This window comes from Paenibacillus sp. SZ31, assembly GCF_012912005.1.
Lineage (GTDB): Bacteria > Bacillota > Bacilli > Paenibacillales > Paenibacillaceae > Paenibacillus.
Genome location: NZ_JABBEA010000005.1, coordinates 281,130 through 299,182 on the forward strand (window position 1 = coordinate 281,130; position 18,053 = coordinate 299,182).

The following is an 18,053-nucleotide window of genomic DNA, read 5'->3' on the forward strand; positions in this document are numbered from 1 at the left end:
TTGCCTCCTCGTTTTTTTGATTACTCTCTTATGATTACTGCTCCTGTATTTTACCATAACGTCGATCAGCTGCCTTTTTAGTTTTTATCGACTTATCGCTCCCCCACAAACGAAAAATGGCCCTGTCCACCTCATTGGCGGACAGGGCATTTATGGCGAGACCAGCAGAATATCGCTCTATTCAGCTTACCTTGGCAAGTCTCGTAGCACGTATCGATGCGGTAGCGTATACGATAAGCGCTGTCCAGATCATCGCGAAACCGACGAGCAGAACTGGCGAGACCGTCTCCTTGAACACGAACACACTCAGGATCAGCATGATCGTCGGCCCGATATATTGCACGAAGCCAAGCGTGGACAACGACATCCGAGCAGCTGCCCGTGCAAAGAAAAGCAGCGGCAGCGCTGTCACCACGCCGGCTAGAAGTAATTCGAAGAACATGGGCGCAGGCAGCGTCCATGCTGTTGCTTTTCCCACGATGGCCAGTAGATCCAGTATCCGAGTGCGATGGGAAGAACTACAGCTGTCTCTGAAAACAAGCCCACAGAAGCGTCTTGCTTGATCTTCTTCTTTGCCAGACCATACAAGCCAAATGATACGGCCAGCGATATCGCAACCCATGGGAAACGCCCATAGTCGATAGCGATGATAAGCACCGCAACACCAGCAATGGCAATCGCGAGCCATTGGCCACGGTTTGGCTTTTCATGAAGGAAGACAACCGCCAGTAGCACGTTCAGCAACGGATTCAAATAATAGCCCAGACTTGTCTCAACGACATGGCCATTGTTAACTGCCCAGATGAAGATCAGCCAATTAATGGCAATCAATAGTCCGCTAGCTGTGAGCGATAACAAGAGCGAACGGTCAGCCACAATCCGTTTCATGTCCCCCCAGCGGCGCTGGACGGCAACGAGAATACCCATGAAGACAAACGACCAGACAACCCGATGCGACAGAATCTCGCCTGCGGGTACATTTTCAAACAACTTCCAATACAGCGGGAGAACCCCCCACATGATATACGCAATGATAGCGTTGATTAACCCATTGTTCATAACTCTTCCCCTCTTAATGCTCTGATGTCTCAACGGATTATACGCCTCGATCCTCGTTTAAGTAAAGGGACGCTATTGGTTTAAAGCATTTTTTTCATCTCATAGTACTCGGCTTTTGTCTCATCGCCGCGCTCCCTATAAAACTGAATCAGAATATTCAGTGCATTGTCAAACTTTATCTCATAAGGTTGCTGTATACTTAACGTCCATGAATAAGGCCTATTTTCAAATAACATGCCTTTGTACACTTCCACAAGCTGCTCGAGGCTTTCCATTTTACTCTTATCTTCATTATAACGTTCATTGAAGTAATCGAACTCCAACAAATCGACTTTCATGTCTTCGAGGTTGAGACTGATATTCCCGAGTCTGCTCTTGAGCAAATGATGGATTCCAAACGCGTCGAATCGCTTCTTTAAGTTATATTGTGTCGTATATAAGTTCGCATAACCTTTATCCATCACCAAATCCGGCCATAAGTCATTAATGATTCGTTCTCTAGGCACGGACTTGCCGTTCATACATAACAAATAGGCGAAAAGCTCTTCTGTTTTTTTGGTTCTCCAATTGTCGTCGATCACTTTCCCGTTTATAGATACGGCAAAATCACCAAAACACTTTATCTCAACTTGGTGCCCCATACTGCTTTTACTTCTAATCTTCTTTATTTTTTCCACTGTGACATAAAGCTGTTCGAACTTCACCGGCTTAACGAGGAAATCCAATGCCTTTGTTTCAAGCGTGTCTGTCACATAGGCATGGTAAGCCGATGTAAAAACAAAATCCATATCCGGTCTTTTTTTGAACATCATCCCGAGCAAGGTTATGCCATCGATCTCTGGCATTTCGATATCCAGAAAAGCGAGGTCAGGCTGTATTCTGCTCATTTCATCCAAAGCTATTGCAGGATCTTCATACATGGCAACAACTTCGACACCCGTAATTTTCTCCAACTTGCTTTTCAAGTTCCGCAGCGCATAATATTCGTCGTCTACAATAATAACTCTCATGGCTGCTCCTTAATGGGTATATGAAAATGAACCGAAGTTCCTTTACCCTTCTCGCTGACGATTTGAAGCTGTGTTCCATACTCGGCCTTAAGCCTCGCGTTTATACTGGCAAGTCCAATACCCTTGCCTTTCGAGTATTCAAGCAGGTTATGTTGGTCCGCGTCTTCAATGCCGACACCGTCGTCTTCTACCGATATGAAGTAGCTCTGTTCAAGCTTTTTAATCCTGATCTTGACTGTTCCTGCAATGTTCCTTTTACGTATCCCATGTCTTATCGCATTCTCTACCAAGGGTTGAATAACGAACCGCGGTACCTTCAACTGAATATCTGAATCAATGTTATAGTGGATACCTATTTTTCCTGGAAACCTGGCTTGCTCAATGCGAACATAAAACTTGATTGCATCCAGCTCCTCATCGATAGAAATATATCTCTCCGAATTGCTGTAATCGAATATATTCCTGAGATAATGGGATAAATCGTTGACCAAGCTTCCCGCTTTTTCTTGGTTTTCAGTAATAACTCCTTCGATCACGTTCAACGTATTGTGAATAAAATGTGGGTCCATCTGCGCTCGTATAAAAGCAAGCTCAAACTGCCTGGATTGTATTTCGGAATTTTCAAACAATGTTTGATTGTATTTCTTCTCTTCATCTAGACTATTGATGATTTCTGCGAGAGATAAGGAAAAAGCAATAGCCGACACACTAGAAAGAAAAAATATGTAATATACCATAATGTAACTTTGAGGTATTGCTCCGAAAGACATCATATAAAACAGAACTACCGACACAAAGCACAGGAGCCATGCAGCTATGAGTTGTGGTGAACGCAAGTTTTTGCGCCTGATTCCTCTAATCATAATTATAAAGTACAATACAAACATCATAGCAGATGCGATTGCACCCAGTCCCCCCAACTCTTTACTGATGAAAAAAAAGATCAATAGAGTAATGGGGAAGCAAATGATGAGCACCTTCAAACAAGAATCGATCATGGGAAACTTGGTTTCAGTCTGAAAAATCGCTCTAATGAAAATTGCTATGGAAAGCGACATGAGAATACCGAACCCTGTGGAATATTCCGCAAGCAGGTAAACGTATTTGAAGCCCGTGATATTTATAAGTCCGGCTGTCGCTATGTTCCACAACAAAGTAGTGAATACATAGAAACAGGATTTTAAAAACGTTTTGTTTTTTATGGATAAGCCCATGATTAGATTATAAAAAAACAATGCCAGCAAAACGCCGAATAAGATGCCACTCGCCCAGACGTTTATCATACTTGTCTTTCTAAAAAGTTCATCATTTACAATTTGTACAATAAAGTTCTGTCCGTATAACGATTGGCTTGTCATGTATATGTACTGATTAGGATCAAACTGAAGCGGAATTTTGATTGCTGGGTAGACATAATCGATCTCATCCGAATGGCTCTTATATGCGTACCCGAAATGCTTTGTTATGTAATCGTTACTTGTCGGGAGGTACAACGTTACATCTTCAAACAGAGGGTTGTTTATTGTGAGGTAATTCAATTCATCCGCGTCATATTGGTTTATTTTTATTTTGAACCATAAGCGAACCGGAGAATAGCCAACTTTGGAATAGTTTCCAGGTAAAGCTGCGAATTGATCGCTGACTTTAACATCGGACAAGGTCATGTTTCCTAATTTGTCCCGTAGAACTTCCATACGGATATCATCTTTAGATTTGTTCACATCCTGAAAGTAAACGACGAAAACGAATCCGGTACAAAGTGATATCGCTAAAAAAATAGTTATTACTTTCATTCTAAATATAATGGATTCTGATCTCATTAACATACTCCCCAGTAAACTCGAACGTTGTCGACTCTTGGAGTAATTTTACCATGGTTCCGTCCATCCTTCAAAAAGATTATATAACTTTGGTTATCGTATTTAATTGGAGACACATGAATTCGACTCTTACTAGACGCTATTCGATAACACACAAAAAAACGGACACCGATCTGTGGAGATCAGCGTCCGTTTTTTTGTTCAATATTATGATTTGAAAGATATTACTTCGCTTCGCCAACAACGGTAAAGCGCTCATTTTTGTGTTGGGGGTTCTCGATCTCGTCAACCAAAGCAATCGCATAGTCAGCATAACTGATGTAGCTGTTGCCTTCACTGTTGACCAGAAGAACATCATTGCCTGCTTGATATTTACCTGTGCGTACGCCTTCCGGATTGAAGAATCCAGCTGGGCTCAGGAATGTCCATTGAATACCAGAGGATGCTTGCAGATCCTGCAAGTTTTGGCCTTGGTTCGTTGCTGTCGCTTTGTAAGCATCCGGGAATCCTGGGGATTCAAAGACACGTAATGTCTTGGACTCGTCTGTGAACAGGCTTCCTGCTCCACCCACGACGATCAAACGAGTGTTTGGTGCATCCTTCAGGATGTTGATTAACGCTTGTCCCACTTCCACATGCAGGTTTTCTTTACCCGCTGGAGCACCAAATGCATTTACAACCACATCGAACGCCTTAAGATCTTCAGCTGTAAGATCGAATACATCTTTCTCCAGCGTATTCAAGCTTTTATCTTCCAATTTGGATGCATTACGAACGATTGCCGTTACTTTATGCCCTCTGTCTGCTGCTTCTTTCAAAATTACACTTCCTGCTTTGCCTGTTGCACCAATGATTGCGATGTTCATCATGATCTCTCCTTTAAATTATCGATATTGTTTATGTTCAAACCTCATATTGTAACTATAGTTGTTACAACTAACTTTGTCAACCATGTAACATTCCATAAACATAAAAAAGCCCCTGATATCATGCCCGTGCTAAACGGGTACAATTCAGAGGCTATCTATTAAAGGGACTGCAACTGCTTTATTTTAGATCATCATCAGAAACCGCTATACAACTCAGTCTCTTAACAATCTTTATCTGGTACACCCGCTTCTTCCTTCGTACGGAAAGAAGATCCACAGCCACAAGTCGCTACCGCGTTCGGATTATGGATGGTGAACCCACCCGTCATACCGGACTCTTCAAAATCAATTTCGAGACCATCCAGGTATTTCAGGTTTTCTTTCTCGACTACAACCTTCATACTCTGAATATCCATATACAGGTCCTCATCGGACTCTTTATCGTCAAAGCCCATGGCGTACGAAAATCCGGTACAACCGCCCGGTGCTACGCCAAGACGCAGGAACATACCAGGTGTCTCTTGCTGTGCAAGCATCTCTTTCAATCTGTCAGCAGCCGTTTCGCTGATGTTAATCATGCCAGGTCACTCTCCTTTTCATTAACTCTTCTTTAAATTATACTCCACCCCGTCAAGGGTCTCAAGTCATGTTTGCCTCTTTCCGCGTTCCCCCTGAACTCCTTTTTCTTCCCAGTGTATTGAACCCCCGCGACACGAGGTTTATAATGAATAGGTGGTCGCACTGAAATGTCGATATTTTGTCATGACTTATTCAGACGATGGTCATAATTGGAGTTGTAATTTTTTTCACATTTCGAGACTGTTACGCAGTCCCCAATGCATATATGAGTCAACAGACTCCATTTTCTGAAAAAATTTAGCTTTCATATGCAGCACACGCTGCACCGGGTAAATAAGAGTTAGTCCAATAAGAAAGCGGCAGATGACCGCATCTTTGCTATGTAGTTCTGTATGCAGATCCTACACACAACTCAATTCCGGTTAAGAACAGGAGGAAACAGTATGTCTACATTGGTAACACCGTTCACAGACAAAAGAATGGCTGAAATCGTTGAGAAAGTGCAGAACGGCGTAAGGCTGAGCGTAGAAGACGGCGTATATCTGTATGAAACAGATGATCTGCTGACTTTGGGCCAGTTGGCCAATGAGGCCAACCTGCGGAAGAATGGTAAGAAAGTGTATTTCATCGAAAACATGAGTCTTTACTTTACGAACGTATGCGAAGCCCGCTGCGCTTTTTGTAATTTCCGCAAAGACCAGGGTGAAGATGGTTCTTATACGTTGTCCGGTCAGGAAATGATTGATTATGTGGAACAGCATATTCATCCAGGCGTACGAGAGTTCCATATTGTAGGCGGACATAATAACCATGTTCCTTTTCAGTATTATGTCGATTCCCTGCGTGCTTTAAACGAGAAATATCCGGATGTTACGCTGAAAGCCTACACGGCAGCCGAGATTGATTTCTTCACTCGCATCAGCGGACTCAGTATTAAGGAAGTTCTACAGGAGCTGCAAAAAGCAGGTCTGAAAACATTGACTGGCGGCGGCGCTGAGATTTTGTCGGATGAATATCGCAAAAAAATGCGTGTGGACAAAGCGAACGTGGATCGTTATCTTGAGGTGCACCGCACAGCTCATAACCTGGGCATGCGTACACATACTACGATGTTGTATGGATCGATTGAATCCTATGAGGACCGCGTTAACCATATGGCGCAGATTCGTGAATTGCAAGACGAGACGAACGGATTCATGGTCTTTATCCCGCTTTCCATGCAGCCAAAAAGTAAAAACGCGAGCATTATGCGTCGTAACTCGGCCTATGAAGATCTCAAAACAATTGCGATCAGCCGTTTGATGCTGGATAACATTGATCATATCAAAGCCTACTTCATTAACATCGGCCCTCAGCTGGCTCAAGTTGCCCTTGGATTCGGTGCTTCGGATGCACACGGCACGATTGTTCGCGAACGGATCAGTCATGCAGCAGGTGCACTAACGCCTGAAGGCCTCACCCGTAAAGAGCTCATTTGGCTAATTAAGGGTGCAGGACGTATTCCGGTAGAACGTGATACGTTCTACAATGAAATCCAAGTGTACGAATAGTATATTAACAGCATCTAAAACTAATATTGCACAGCATCACTCCAGGACGCTACTTTCATTATAGGGAGACGTTTGAATTCGAGTGGTGCCAACTGCTGAAGTATACCTTCAATTTTCAATTCCTATTTTTCAATTATTCAAATCCAAACAAAAGGAGCAGCTATGTTATTGCATAGCTGCTCCACAGGTTACAGCCCCATTTCAGTGGGACTGATGCAGAAAGGAAGCCGAGTCATGAAAAATTTCGTCATTCTTGGAGGCGGCTATGGCGGCCTCACCATCATCAAGGAACTTCTGGAAGGCAAAATTCCATCCGATACACAAATTATTTTGGTGGACCGCAGCCCCTTTCAGGGATTAAAGACAGAATATTACGCACTCGCAGCAGGAACCGTATCTGATTACGACCTGCGTATCCAATTTCCAGTGAGCGATAAAGTCACTTACCGTTATGGAGAAGTTACTTCGATTGACCTGGAACAGCGTCAGATTGAATTTGAAGGCCAAAACCCGCTCGTGTACGACAAACTTGTCATTGGACTTGGTTGTACAGACCGTTTCCACAATACACCAGGCGCCGAAGACTACAGCTGTACCATTCAGAGCTTTAGCAAAACACGCGAGACCTACCTTCGCCTTAATGAAGTCAAAGCCTATGGCAATGTGCATATCGTAGGCGGCGGATTAAGTGGTGTCGAGATGGCAGCCGAACTACGTGAGAGCAGACCGGATCTGAACATCAGCATTTTGGATCGTGGTGAACGTGTATTATCCGCTTTCCCGCAACGTCTGTCCGTGTATGTGCATGAATGGTTCAACGAACATCAGGTAGAGACACGCGGGCATATCGCCATTTCACGCGTTGAACCGAATGCGATCTTTAATCGGGATGAACAGATCCTAACAGATGCTGTCGTGTGGACTGCAGGTATTCAGCCCGTAAAAGTGGTACAGGATCTGGACGTAACCAAAGACCCTCAAGGTCGTGTCGTCCTGAATGAATACTACCAAATTCCGGAATATACCGATGTATATGTCGTTGGTGACTGTGCGAGTGTCCCTTATGCACCTAGCGGTCAAGCTGCCGAAGTGCAGGGTGAGCAGATCGCCCATATTCAGCATGCCCTCTGGAAAGGCGAAAAGCCCAATCCACATCCACTCAAGCTTCGTGGCACACTCGGTGCACTCGGCAAGAAGTCTGGGTTCGGGCTGATGGGCAAAACGTCTATGATGGGACGCGTACCTCGGATTTTGAAAAGTGGTGTGCTCTGGATGTCCAAGCGCCATCTCGGTTAGTCGAGATCGAGCTCGTCCCAGGCATCGGCTTCGGAAACTTTGGCCAGAATGGCGTTATATAGATCTTCCACTTTGTCTGTGATGACAACTTCGCCATTCACCAGTGCAAATGGAGTCATAGAACATTGGCCGCAGTTGGTGAGGCAGCCGTATTCAATCACATCATAGTCTGGATTTTCTTCCAGTTGATCCATGACTTCATCTGTGCCAAAATGCATATTATTGGCACAAAATTCAATAATCGGTCTCATGTAGGTTCACCTGCTTTGTTTGACCATTTTAATTTGTGGCCATTTGTAATATAATATAGGAAGGAAAGGAGTTGAACAATATGAGCGAAAACGCACAAAGCACCATGTATGATGAGGTATCTGATGTGCTTGATAAACTTCGTCCGTTCCTGCAGCGCGATGGCGGTGACGTGGAACTGGTCGACGTGGAGGACGGCATCATTAAGCTGAAACTGGTCGGTGCCTGCGGCAGTTGCCCAAGCTCCACCATTACCTTAAAAGCCGGGATTGAACGCGCCCTTCTCGAAGAAGTTGAGGGTGTACAAGAAGTCGTACAAGTATTCTAATCAATCCTTCACGAAATAAACCTCAAGAGCCTTTCGCTTCGCATGAAGCGGAGGGCTCTTTTTTTGTGTGCATATGCAGAGAGTCCATTTCTCACTGTCACCTTGACCAGTTTTCTACGTACAATCCTCAACTCACCTTAAGTATCCTCGCGCTGTATGGTTGGACGAATCGGATCAAGTCCTCCAGATACATCCATAATGTTACCTGTTATAAAATCGGAATGATCAAGGCACAGATACGTAATGACTCGTGCAATATCTTCACCGCTGCCTGGACGCCCTCTTGGCGTTTCCTCGTCGGTTATGCCTGCCATCTCATCAATCGTTTTCTCTTTGTTCGCACCACGAATGTCTCCTGGGCATACCATGTTAACCGTAATTCCATAAGGAGCTTCTTCAACCGCGAGTGTCTTCGTAAAAGATACCAGACCTACCTTCGCAGCCGCATATACGGCGCGATGAGGCCAAGATCTCGCTTCTCCAGCATGACTGAAGCCAAAATGGATAATGCGTCCCCATTGCTTGCGTCTCATCTCCGGCAACACACGTTGATCGAGCAACATCGGTCCCAGCAGGTTTCCCTGCACAAGCATCTGAACCTCATCTTCAGCATAATCCGCAAATAATCGACGCTCACGGACAAATGGCCCTGCGTTATTCACCAAAATATCAATGCTACCCAGCTTGTCTTCCACTTGTTCAACCAATGAAGCAATATCTTCCACCTTGGATATATCCGCCTGGATGGCAATGCACCGCACACCCTTGGCTGTAATCTGAGCCCTTAAAGCCTCAGCTTCTGTTCTGCTGTGTACATAGTTGAGGGCAATATGACACCCTTGATCTGCCAGACTGAGGGCCGTCATTTTACCAAGACCTTTGGCACTTCCCGTTATGAGGGCAATCTTTCCCTTCACGTTCATCCCCCTCTTCAAAGAGCAGTCACTATCCAGTATAAAAGATTTATCCTCCTCCTACAACTCGCTTATCTATAAGGAATCATCAACCTGTAATTCCAAATATATCTTGAATGAAATCGGAAGTCTAACCAGCAATAGTGAATTCGGCTCGTGGTATGTTGTGTTCGAGTACGTGAAGACAGGTCATATCCATGATGACGATCAAAATTTAAGTGCCGAAGAACTGTTAAGCAGTTATATCCGAGGCACAGAAGAAGACAACAGAGAGCTCGATCCTGAATATAGAACATACATAACAGGGTGGGAAATCGAACCGGCATATGATAAGACCAAGCACCAGTTGGTCTACTCCCTTGGTTTCAAGAATGCTGATCAGCAAGCCATGGTGAATTACAATGTAAAGCTCCTGACACGCGAAGGGTACATCACAGCCATTCTGGTTACAGATACGACCAACTTTCAACAGAGCCGCCATGCATTCGAGGAAACAGTCCTTAAGCAACTTAGCATCAATGCAGGATATACTTATGAGGAGTACAATGCTTCGACTGACAAAACATCCACCATCGGGCTCAACAGTCTTCTGATGGGCGGAATCGGGTACACGGCTTCCCAGAAATTCAGTGCTCTTCTTTTGCTCAAAAAAGGATGGGCCTTGATCCTGGTTGTTGTTCTCGGTCTGATTGGGTGGATCAGATACAAAATCAAAAGCTCACACGGAGAAGAAGAAACATTCTCTCCCTCCGAGAGGACGTACTTGCAAGAAGCAGATGAGCAGCAGTATGCTGATCAGAATGAATTATCCTATTACCGCCAATCTGGGCATCCATCCAACGCGAATAAACAAGATAAGCCCTGACCCATGTTGATTCCCACGTCGGCACAGACCAGGAAACATAAAATAAGCCGTATATCTCTTCTGGAGAGATATACGGCTTATTTCTTAATAGCTTCACATCATATCATACATATCGTGAATTATTCAGTTGCAGGTTCAACTGCACCTTGATAACGTTCCTTGATGAATGTTTTCACTTCTTCGGAGTGCAGAGCAGCAGCCAGTTTTTGGATTGCATCTGCATCCTTGTTGTCCTCACGGGAAACGAGGATGTTAGCGTATGGATTACCTTGCAAATCTTCGATCAGCAAAGCATCATTTGCCGGATTCAGGTTCGCTTCGAGCGCATAGTTAGCGTTGATGAATACCAGATCCGCTTCATCCAATTGACGAGGCATCATAGCTGCATCCAGCTCGATGATATCCAGGTTCTTCGGATTTGCTGTGATATCTTGAATCGTAGAAGTGATATTTGTGTTGTCTTTCAGCGTAATGATGCCTTCCTTCGCGAGCAACAACAGTGCACGTCCACCATTGGATGGGTCATTCGGGATCGCTACTTTTGCGCCGTCTGCCAGTTCATCCAAAGACTTAATCTTTTTGGAGTATCCGCCAAAAGGCTCAACATGAACAGGTGTTACAGCAACGAGGTTGAATCCACGTTCTTTATTCTCTGTGTCCAGGTAAGGTTGGTGTTGGAAGAAGTTTGCATCCAATTTTTCATCAGCAAGTTGCTGATTGGGTTGAACATAGTCATTGAACGTTACGACTTGCAAACGAATACCTTGTGCTTCCAGTTCAGGTTTGATGCTTTCCAGAATCTCTGCGTGTGGTGTAGGTGAAGCTCCAACTTTCAATTCAACGGTACGTGGAGCTCCTCCAGCATTGTCTGCGCCGCTATCGGCGTCTTTGTTGTTTCCGCAAGCTGCTAGAACCGCAATCAACATAAGACTAAGTAGAGCAATAGACCATTTTTTCATGTGTAAAACCCCTTCTCTAATCATTTTTTCATGTGGCATCCGCATTATTGCATATCCATCATGTAATCTATGTGTTATTTCCTGGTGAAAAATGTAACCAAGCGATCTCCAGCCATCTGGAGAATTTGCACTAGAATGATCATCGACACGACGGATATGATCATGATTTCATTCTGATAACGGAAGTATCCATAGTTAATTGCCAGTGTTCCCAGACCTCCACCACCGACCATGCCCGCCATCGCCGTATAGGAGACGAGCGTAACGATGGTAATTGTTATACCAGCAAGCAGACCAGGCAACGCCTCAGGCAGTAACACCCGTCTTACAATCTGTCCGGTCGATGCACCCATCGCCTGTGCAGCTTCAATGACACCCCGATCGACTTCACGCAAAGTAGTTTCCACCAAACGGGCAAAATAAGGAGCTGCTGAAATAACCAAAGGAGGTATAACGCCGAGCACCCCGGTAGCAGTACCGACGAGTATACGAGTAAATGGGATAAGTGCAACAATCAATATGATAAATGGGACTGAGCGCAAAATATTAACAATCAGGGATAGTATCGTGTACACTGCCCGTGACTTAATCGAAGCAGATCGGGCTGTCATGAACAGCAGAACTCCGAGCGGTAAACCTAAGATAACGGTAAACAAGCCTGATACACCTAAAATTTGCAGTGTCTCTATGGAAGCTTTACCAACCTCTTCCCAACGTACGGTTGAAAAATCCATCTAACGAAGCACCTCCACATCAAGTCCCTCTGCGGTCAATTCGGATATGGTCCGTTCAATCGCATCTGACTCACCCTCGAATCGAACGGTCAACTGCCCATAAGGAACCTGTTTGATCGTAGAGATCGTACCTTGCAGGATGGCAAAATCCACACCTGTCTTACGTACCGTTCTGGACAAAATCGCTTCATACGTTTTGTTACCCAGAAAGGAAATCTTCACCAATTTGGAAGCAACACCTGCCTGCAATTCAACGCTTGCATTCGCCAGAGCGGTCTCTTCCAGAGCAAGTCCAGCTTCATGGTCACGCATCGTGAAGTCCCGCGTAATGGCGTGCTGCGGCTTCAGGAATACTTCTGTTACAGGTCCCTGTTCCACAATGCCACCTTGATGAATGACAGCAACCTTGTCACAGATGTTCTGGATGACGTGCATCTCATGTGTGATCAGCACAATCGTAAGGTTGTACTTTTCATTAATGTCGAGTAATAACTTCAGGATTGAATTTGTCGTCTGCGGATCAAGTGCCGAAGTAGCCTCATCACAGAGAAGTACATTCGGATCACTCGCAAGCGCTCTTGCAATCCCAACACGTTGTTTCTGTCCACCGGATAATTGAGCCGGATATTTACTGCTGTGGTGCTCTAGGCCAACCAGAGCGAGCATTTCCTTCACTTTGCGATCAATAGCTTCCTTAGGTGTATTTACAAGCTTTAGTGGAAAAGCCACATTGTCATATACCGTTGCCGAGGATAGCAGATTAAAGTGTTGAAAAATCATGCCGATCTTGCGTCTCTGTTGCTGCAATTCAGTTTTACTCAGGTCAGTCAGATTGATTCCGTCAACCCATACCTCACCCTCCGTTGGACGTTCCAACAAATTAATACAGCGAATCAGTGTACTTTTACCCGCGCCGGAATGGCCAATGACGCCATAAATCTCACCTTTGCGGATGCTCAAATCCAGATTGGATAACGCTGTTGTGGATTTTGCCCCTTTACCATACGTCTTTGTTAATCCTTTTAATTCAATCAATAGCACTTGCCCCTTCCTACCACCTACATGTATCTTTACCCGAAAGAAAGGAAAACTCCCCTTTACGTACAAAAAAAGAAGAGCCCCTTTGCAGATACAAAGACGGCTCTTCACGTGAATTTACCTTCTCATCTGCCAAAATCGTGTCTCGCACCATTTTGTAGGAATTAGCACCTAACATCTATAACGAATGACACATGTGTCATTCATTATAAATCGGTTGCCGGGCTTCATCGGGCCTGTCCCTCCGCCGCTCTCGATAAGAAATATGAGGTTGTAAGATTCTATAAGTTCATGTAGTTCATGTTATATACTGTTCGAAAGTTCAGAAACTTCTGTGAAAATAATGATATTCATGTACCATTCGATCTGAAACTCAGTATAATCCAAGTATTCCGATTTGTCAAAGGGAATTATTTCATTTATTTTACTGCGTTAACGTTTCTTACCTCGCTTAAGCCATATCTGATTAATGTAGCCGTATGAAGTACTTAACGTTTCACACACCATATCCACGCCCTGACGCATTTCATGCACATGCTGATCCAGATCCTCCAATTTCACTTTCCCTTGCAACGTCTGGTGTAACTGCCACAAATCATCATGCATTTCAGAGTTCATGTAGTGAATTTCCATATTACGTCGTTTGCGAAGCTTGCTCATCGGTTCACGATATGAATCCTTGATCTGAATCAACCGCAAAGCAAGGTCATGATGCTGCGTCGCATAATCGAACTGCCTTAACACGGTAAAATAAGAAAAATGCGCTTTTGTATTTGAGGTATTCAGCTCGAATATTTCATTCAATACCGTGCCGACTTTATCCAGAATGGCAAAACAACGGATGAACCCATCTTTATAGAAATAAACATATCGGGCATACTCGGCTTTCTCTGCCTGCGTCATATCGTCCGTAGATCCTGCAACGACCTTTTTTCGAAAATGAGCAGCAGCGAAACAGCTTTGCTCCAGTTCATCCAGTGAGGAGATGAGTCCCTGCGTCCACACATACAGTTTCCGATAGTCATGCGTGGGATCATGGTCCACATGCATTTGTCGCTGAAACAGCTCGAGCGTATGCGCCATGGATTCCATCGCTTCCTTCAATAACCCTTCGTTTATACGCGGCTTTTCCCCGAGCAACGTTCGCAGCATAACTAACCTCCTCTTTTCCACATCAACAAAGATTCATCACCATCATACATAAACCATTCCGAGTATACGTGTAATTGCTGCTTGCCATAGGTTGCCCTGATCCTCCTGACATCAAACAAAGTCCACCTGTCCAATGATGTACATCACTGGATGGTGGACTTTCAAGTTTAAACCAAGAGTCGTTCCAACTTCAACGGAATTTAGAAACGATTAGCCGGGCGATGTAGCTTGTACACTAGGAAACTCATATAGGTTAAAATCCCGAACAATATGGCGATATCCAGCATATGAGCGAGGGCCACGAACATGTATACTTCCGGACGGCTCATCGTCACCATCATGAAAATACCAATGACCACTTGCATCAGAATCAGAACAACGGATACCACACCAAGGGTACGCATTTCTTTGTTATCCGGATGATTACGGTAAGCGAAATGACCCAGAATGGCGATAACAATTACGAGCGACGCAGCCGCAGCACGGTGAGCAAACGCAACCGCTACCCCACCCGAAAGCTCAGGAATAATCTGCCCGTTACAAAGTGGAAATCCGGAACATCCACCGGCAGAATCCGTGTGGCTCACAAATGCACCCGTGTATACAACGAGATACGTATAAATCGTGGAGAACCAGACCAGATTCCTGAATTTTTTAGTGACCCGAGGGTATCTATTCAGGCGCTCCAATCCACCATCTTTTGCCTCCTGCCTTATGCCCAAGGCCATCATGAGAGAACTGGCGAAAGCGATCAACGCAAAGCCGAAATGCAGTGCCATGACTGCTGAAGATTGGGAGAAGACGACGGCAAAAGCCCCCATGATTCCCTGGACGATAACAAATACCAAGGTTAAGAAAGAAAACAATTGCAGGTCACGGCGTGACTTGCCGAACCGCAGAAAAGCAACAAACGAGGCAATGGACAACAGTCCAGCCAGTGCGCTTACAGCGCGATGGGAATATTCGATAAGTGAAGCCACAGTATGTGCCGGAACGAGTTTTCCGTTACATAAAGGCCATTCCGTTCCGCAGCCAAGGCCCGATTCCGTTTTGGTTACGATGCCTCCACCAAAAGTGGCCAGAAACATGACAAGACAGGTTAATACGGTTAACCATTTAAATAAAGTTAAGTGCTTCAATTTTTTCTCACCCGCTGTTGGTTTAAGATGGCGAAGAATATTCTCCGCTTGTTTCGGTACTTTGACACTTATTTCACAACTAAACTCATTATACCGGATAAAATGTTCATTGACGTCGCGCTTTGTGACAAAATGTTAACGTCTGGTGAAATAATGACCCGCAGGTCATTGGAATTATGTACATAAAACCTTTCTTAAACAGAATCCTGAACACACAAACGCCATTTCCCTATTTCAAGAGAAATGGCGTTTCATCTAGTATACCCTTTTACAACATGAACCTGTCATACTTTTATATAAGTTCAATGAAACATTTACACAATAACGGAGAGGACAGAAATAGCCTGGAGAAGCGGAGCTAAAAGCTTTCTGAAAGAAAGCTGCATCGGAAGCATATGCTTCGCCTTTATCCCCGGATTTCCCCTTTATAAAAGGGATCAAAGAAATCTGGGGATAACAGCGATCGGAAGGCTATTCTGGCATCGTAGTGCCTGTGTGAATATTCATCATTTGAACTTATATAACATCATTTATGGATCGTGTTGTACACTTCAACTGCACGATCCAGGAACTGTTCGATCTCTTCTCTCGACTTGCGCAGCTTGTTCACGTACCGTACGAGTTCGCGGCCATCTGTATACGCCACAAAGCTCGGAATGCCAAGAATGTTCTGCTCTTCACTAACGGTTCCAACCTGGTCTACATCGACCTCAATCAAAGTCAGTTCACGTGCATATTTCGCTTCAACCTCAGGCATAAACGGATCGATGTATTTGCAGTCTCCACACCAGTCAGCCTTGAATACGGCAATCGTTAAACGTGGGGATTGAATGGCTACATCAAATGCCGGTTTGGATGTAATTGATTCCATTAGGTTCATCTTCCTTTCTGTACCTTGTCTTAACCTAAGTGAAGCAAATTGGCGAGTGGAAGTCAAATAATCAGCGCATACTTAGAATAAACCACATGGTCTGTGAAATTAAACCCAGAACATCATGAAAGGATGTCACATCATGACTTCCACCAGAACCGATTCTTCCAGCGAACAGCTTCACGGGTCCCTCCTGCAGATGATACGTTCCATTCCGGGTGCTGCCCGGGAAGTCTGGCGTGGTAAACAGGCAGCCTGGCAGGCTTCAGCACAGCTACGTCACCCATTGCGTGACATGGAGTGGGACACAGATACGGCAGCTGCCTTACAGTCTGAGGTGGAGCGTTTGTTGCCTGCCAGCGGCAAGTCTTTTGCACGTACTGATCAGGTCCAAAGTGCGCTCGTCTGTGAAGAAGATTGCATTATTCTGGAAGAGATTAAGACGCTGACCCAGGAGCATAATCGGAGTAACATCACTCGCACCGCAGCCTATCTGGATTGCTACGAGCAATATCCCGAACTGCATTGGGCGCTACTGGCTCATATGGTCTCTCGCAACGGCGGATATCACATGACAGATCTTCAGAGTGATCTGATGCATAATTTACAGAATCAAAGCGATCGTGAGCATATGTATCGACTGCTGGAGCGGTGTAACGCACTCATTTTCCAGGATGCATATCCCCAGCTTCTACTGTATATGAACAGTCGCCGGATCGGACGAAGCTGTTTTCATCTCTTGTCACACTTTCACGTATCGGCGTTCATGACGCCATTTTGGGAACGCTTTTGGCTGGAACGGTGCAGTTCACTGCTTAGTGTGGCATTAATTATTAATGAGCAGAACTATATCGAGAGCCGGGTAGTGCAGCATCCTTATTTCCAAAAAGCAGTACTTTCCAAACCCGCATTCCATCTGCATAATCTGGCGGGTCTGAATCATATCGTCTTCCCTCTTGGACGGGAAATGGGACTCGCAGGACGGGTTATTGAACATTTTGGCAAGCTGGATGAGCGCATTCTGTTTGGCAAAGGCCTGTATGCTCTGTTGTTTGGCGTAGAGCAAGTACACACACAAGTGTTGGAGTTCGCACGTTCGGTTCCCCATCGTGGCTCACGTGCCGAATATTGGCCTGGCCTGTTTACCCATCATGAAGATGAGGCAGGTGATCATACACTTTATGCTCAAGAGCTACTAGATGAAGAATGGCTATCCGAAGGGCAACGATTGTATAGTCCGGAACTTCTCGCCGTATGGGGAGACACGCCTTATGAGCCGATTACCAGACAGGACTGGCTTCAGACTCGGGATTGTCTCGGTTATCTGACCGCACCGCGTCGCCCATGGCTGTTCGAGATGAGTCACGAACACCGGTATGGCATGCTGAAAACAGCACTGGCTCATGATGCTAAAGTCATCACACACTAATGCTGAAGATCATATGGAGCAGGCAAAGCCGCATGATGTAGATAATCCGATGCACCGCTAGCAGAGGCTTACTTACCTAATAATTAGCCTAATGTTTAACTCAGGCGCTCAGCTGGTCTTAACGATACAAAAAGCCCTGTCCCCTTTAACAGCAGACAGAGCTTGTATCCGATTTTAACAAAATAGTAATGG

General features: G+C 44.9%; 17 protein-coding genes, 1 pseudogene and 1 riboswitch. Of the genes and pseudogenes, 5 read left to right on the forward strand and 13 right to left on the reverse strand.

The window, feature by feature from the left end; genetic code table 11:
* Positions 1-181: 181 nt before the first annotated feature.
* From rarD to HF638_RS13275, 5 genes and pseudogenes are all read right to left on the reverse strand, one after another.
* Positions 182-1,059, reverse strand: a pseudogene (gene rarD, locus HF638_RS13255) (EamA family transporter RarD).
* Positions 1,060-1,139: 80 nt separating this feature from the next.
* Entirely contained in the window at positions 1,140-2,069 is a 930-nt protein-coding gene (locus tag HF638_RS13260; protein WP_169480625.1) for a response regulator, read from the reverse strand.
* Positions 2,066-3,889: a histidine kinase gene (locus HF638_RS13265; RefSeq protein WP_169480626.1), complete on the reverse strand. Its 1,824-nt coding sequence runs from the start codon at positions 3,887-3,889 to the stop codon at positions 2,066-2,068. The genes HF638_RS13260 and HF638_RS13265 overlap by 4 nt, the downstream gene beginning before the upstream one ends.
* Positions 3,890-4,113: 224 nt before the next feature.
* A complete protein-coding gene (locus tag HF638_RS13270) occupies positions 4,114-4,755 on the reverse strand; it encodes an NAD(P)-dependent oxidoreductase (protein WP_169480702.1) in 642 nt (213 codons plus the stop codon).
* A 224-nt stretch (positions 4,756-4,979) separates the two neighbouring features.
* On the reverse strand, positions 4,980-5,336 hold the full coding sequence (locus HF638_RS13275; RefSeq protein ID WP_169480627.1) for a HesB/IscA family protein: 357 nt from the start codon (positions 5,334-5,336) through the stop codon (positions 4,980-4,982).
* 444 nt (positions 5,337-5,780) lie between these two features.
* Between HF638_RS13275 and mqnE the strand changes: the two genes are divergently transcribed.
* Positions 5,781-6,887, forward strand: coding sequence for an aminofutalosine synthase MqnE (mqnE, locus tag HF638_RS13280; RefSeq protein ID WP_169480628.1), 1,107 nt, complete (start codon positions 5,781-5,783; stop codon positions 6,885-6,887).
* 234 nt (positions 6,888-7,121) lie between these two features.
* On the forward strand, positions 7,122-8,183 hold the full coding sequence (locus tag HF638_RS13285; protein WP_169480629.1) for an NAD(P)/FAD-dependent oxidoreductase: 1,062 nt from the start codon (positions 7,122-7,124) through the stop codon (positions 8,181-8,183).
* Here HF638_RS13285 and HF638_RS13290 read toward each other — a convergent pair.
* Positions 8,180-8,434, reverse strand: coding sequence for a YuzB family protein (locus tag HF638_RS13290; RefSeq protein WP_169480630.1), 255 nt, complete (start codon positions 8,432-8,434; stop codon positions 8,180-8,182). The two genes, HF638_RS13285 and HF638_RS13290, sit on opposite strands and share 4 nt — an antisense overlap.
* 80 nt (positions 8,435-8,514) lie before the next feature.
* On the opposite strand from HF638_RS13290, the gene HF638_RS13295 reads away from it, so the two are divergent.
* Positions 8,515-8,760, forward strand: coding sequence for a NifU family protein (locus tag HF638_RS13295; RefSeq protein ID WP_053783253.1), 246 nt, complete (start codon positions 8,515-8,517; stop codon positions 8,758-8,760).
* A gap of 137 nt (positions 8,761-8,897) precedes the next feature.
* On the opposite strand, the gene HF638_RS13300 is transcribed toward HF638_RS13295, so the two are convergent.
* Positions 8,898-9,677, reverse strand: a complete 780-nt coding sequence (locus HF638_RS13300) for an SDR family oxidoreductase (RefSeq protein WP_169480631.1) — start codon at positions 9,675-9,677, stop codon at positions 8,898-8,900.
* On the opposite strand from HF638_RS13300, the gene HF638_RS13305 reads away from it, so the two are divergent.
* Positions 9,655-10,539 carry a DUF2167 domain-containing protein gene (locus HF638_RS13305; RefSeq protein ID WP_248278129.1) on the forward strand — a complete coding sequence of 295 codons (885 nt, stop codon included), beginning with the start codon at positions 9,655-9,657 and terminating at the stop codon, positions 10,537-10,539. The genes HF638_RS13300 and HF638_RS13305 overlap by 23 nt on opposite strands.
* A gap of 119 nt (positions 10,540-10,658) precedes the next feature.
* On the opposite strand, the gene HF638_RS13310 is transcribed toward HF638_RS13305, so the two are convergent.
* The 6 genes from HF638_RS13310 to HF638_RS13335 form a co-directional block, all read right to left on the reverse strand.
* Positions 10,659-11,498, reverse strand: coding sequence for a MetQ/NlpA family ABC transporter substrate-binding protein (locus HF638_RS13310; RefSeq protein WP_169480633.1), 840 nt, complete (start codon positions 11,496-11,498; stop codon positions 10,659-10,661).
* A gap of 74 nt (positions 11,499-11,572) precedes the next feature.
* On the reverse strand, positions 11,573-12,232 hold the full coding sequence (locus tag HF638_RS13315; RefSeq protein WP_036605747.1) for a methionine ABC transporter permease: 660 nt from the start codon (positions 12,230-12,232) through the stop codon (positions 11,573-11,575).
* Positions 12,233-13,267: a methionine ABC transporter ATP-binding protein gene (locus HF638_RS13320; protein WP_169480634.1), complete on the reverse strand. Its 1,035-nt coding sequence runs from the start codon at positions 13,265-13,267 to the stop codon at positions 12,233-12,235.
* Between the two features lie 125 nt (positions 13,268-13,392).
* Positions 13,393-13,533, reverse strand: a riboswitch (SAM riboswitch).
* 169 nt (positions 13,534-13,702) lie between these two features.
* Complete coding sequence (locus HF638_RS13325) at positions 13,703-14,422, reverse strand: Cthe_2314 family HEPN domain-containing protein (protein ID WP_169480635.1); 720 nt, start codon at positions 14,420-14,422, stop codon at positions 13,703-13,705.
* A 200-nt stretch (positions 14,423-14,622) separates the two neighbouring features.
* On the reverse strand, positions 14,623-15,561 hold the full coding sequence (locus tag HF638_RS13330; RefSeq protein ID WP_169480636.1) for a COX15/CtaA family protein: 939 nt from the start codon (positions 15,559-15,561) through the stop codon (positions 14,623-14,625).
* A 526-nt stretch (positions 15,562-16,087) separates the two neighbouring features.
* Complete coding sequence (locus tag HF638_RS13335) at positions 16,088-16,432, reverse strand: thioredoxin family protein (RefSeq protein ID WP_169480637.1); 345 nt, start codon at positions 16,430-16,432, stop codon at positions 16,088-16,090.
* Between the two features lie 142 nt (positions 16,433-16,574).
* Between HF638_RS13335 and HF638_RS13340 the strand changes: the two genes are divergently transcribed.
* Positions 16,575-17,861 (forward strand): DUF2515 family protein, encoded by a 1,287-nt coding sequence (locus HF638_RS13340; RefSeq protein WP_169480638.1) that lies wholly within the window; start codon positions 16,575-16,577, stop codon positions 17,859-17,861.
* Positions 17,862-18,053: the final 192 nt, after the last annotated feature.

Coding starts and splice junctions, on each gene's coding strand:
- mqnE (WP_169480628.1), top strand. CDS start 5,781: ATGTCTACATTGGTAACACCGTTCACAGACAAAAGAATGGCTGAAATC.
- HF638_RS13290 (WP_169480630.1), bottom strand. CDS start 8,434: ATGAGACCGATTATTGAATTTTGTGCCAATAATATGCATTTTGGCACA.
- HF638_RS13265 (WP_169480626.1), bottom strand. CDS start 3,889: ATGAGATCAGAATCCATTATATTTAGAATGAAAGTAATAACTATTTTT.
- HF638_RS13260 (WP_169480625.1), bottom strand. CDS start 2,069: ATGAGAGTTATTATTGTAGACGACGAATATTATGCGCTGCGGAACTTG.
- HF638_RS13325 (WP_169480635.1), bottom strand. CDS start 14,422: ATGCTGCGAACGTTGCTCGGGGAAAAGCCGCGTATAAACGAAGGGTTA.
- HF638_RS13275 (WP_169480627.1), bottom strand. CDS start 5,336: ATGATTAACATCAGCGAAACGGCTGCTGACAGATTGAAAGAGATGCTT.
- HF638_RS13310 (WP_169480633.1), bottom strand. CDS start 11,498: ATGAAAAAATGGTCTATTGCTCTACTTAGTCTTATGTTGATTGCGGTT.
- HF638_RS13295 (WP_053783253.1), top strand. CDS start 8,515: ATGAGCGAAAACGCACAAAGCACCATGTATGATGAGGTATCTGATGTG.
- HF638_RS13285 (WP_169480629.1), top strand. CDS start 7,122: ATGAAAAATTTCGTCATTCTTGGAGGCGGCTATGGCGGCCTCACCATC.
- HF638_RS13340 (WP_169480638.1), top strand. CDS start 16,575: ATGACTTCCACCAGAACCGATTCTTCCAGCGAACAGCTTCACGGGTCC.
- HF638_RS13305 (WP_248278129.1), top strand. CDS start 9,655: ATGAGGGCAATCTTTCCCTTCACGTTCATCCCCCTCTTCAAAGAGCAG.
- HF638_RS13315 (WP_036605747.1), bottom strand. CDS start 12,232: ATGGATTTTTCAACCGTACGTTGGGAAGAGGTTGGTAAAGCTTCCATA.
- HF638_RS13335 (WP_169480637.1), bottom strand. CDS start 16,432: ATGGAATCAATTACATCCAAACCGGCATTTGATGTAGCCATTCAATCC.
- HF638_RS13270 (WP_169480702.1), bottom strand. CDS start 4,755: ATGAACATCGCAATCATTGGTGCAACAGGCAAAGCAGGAAGTGTAATT.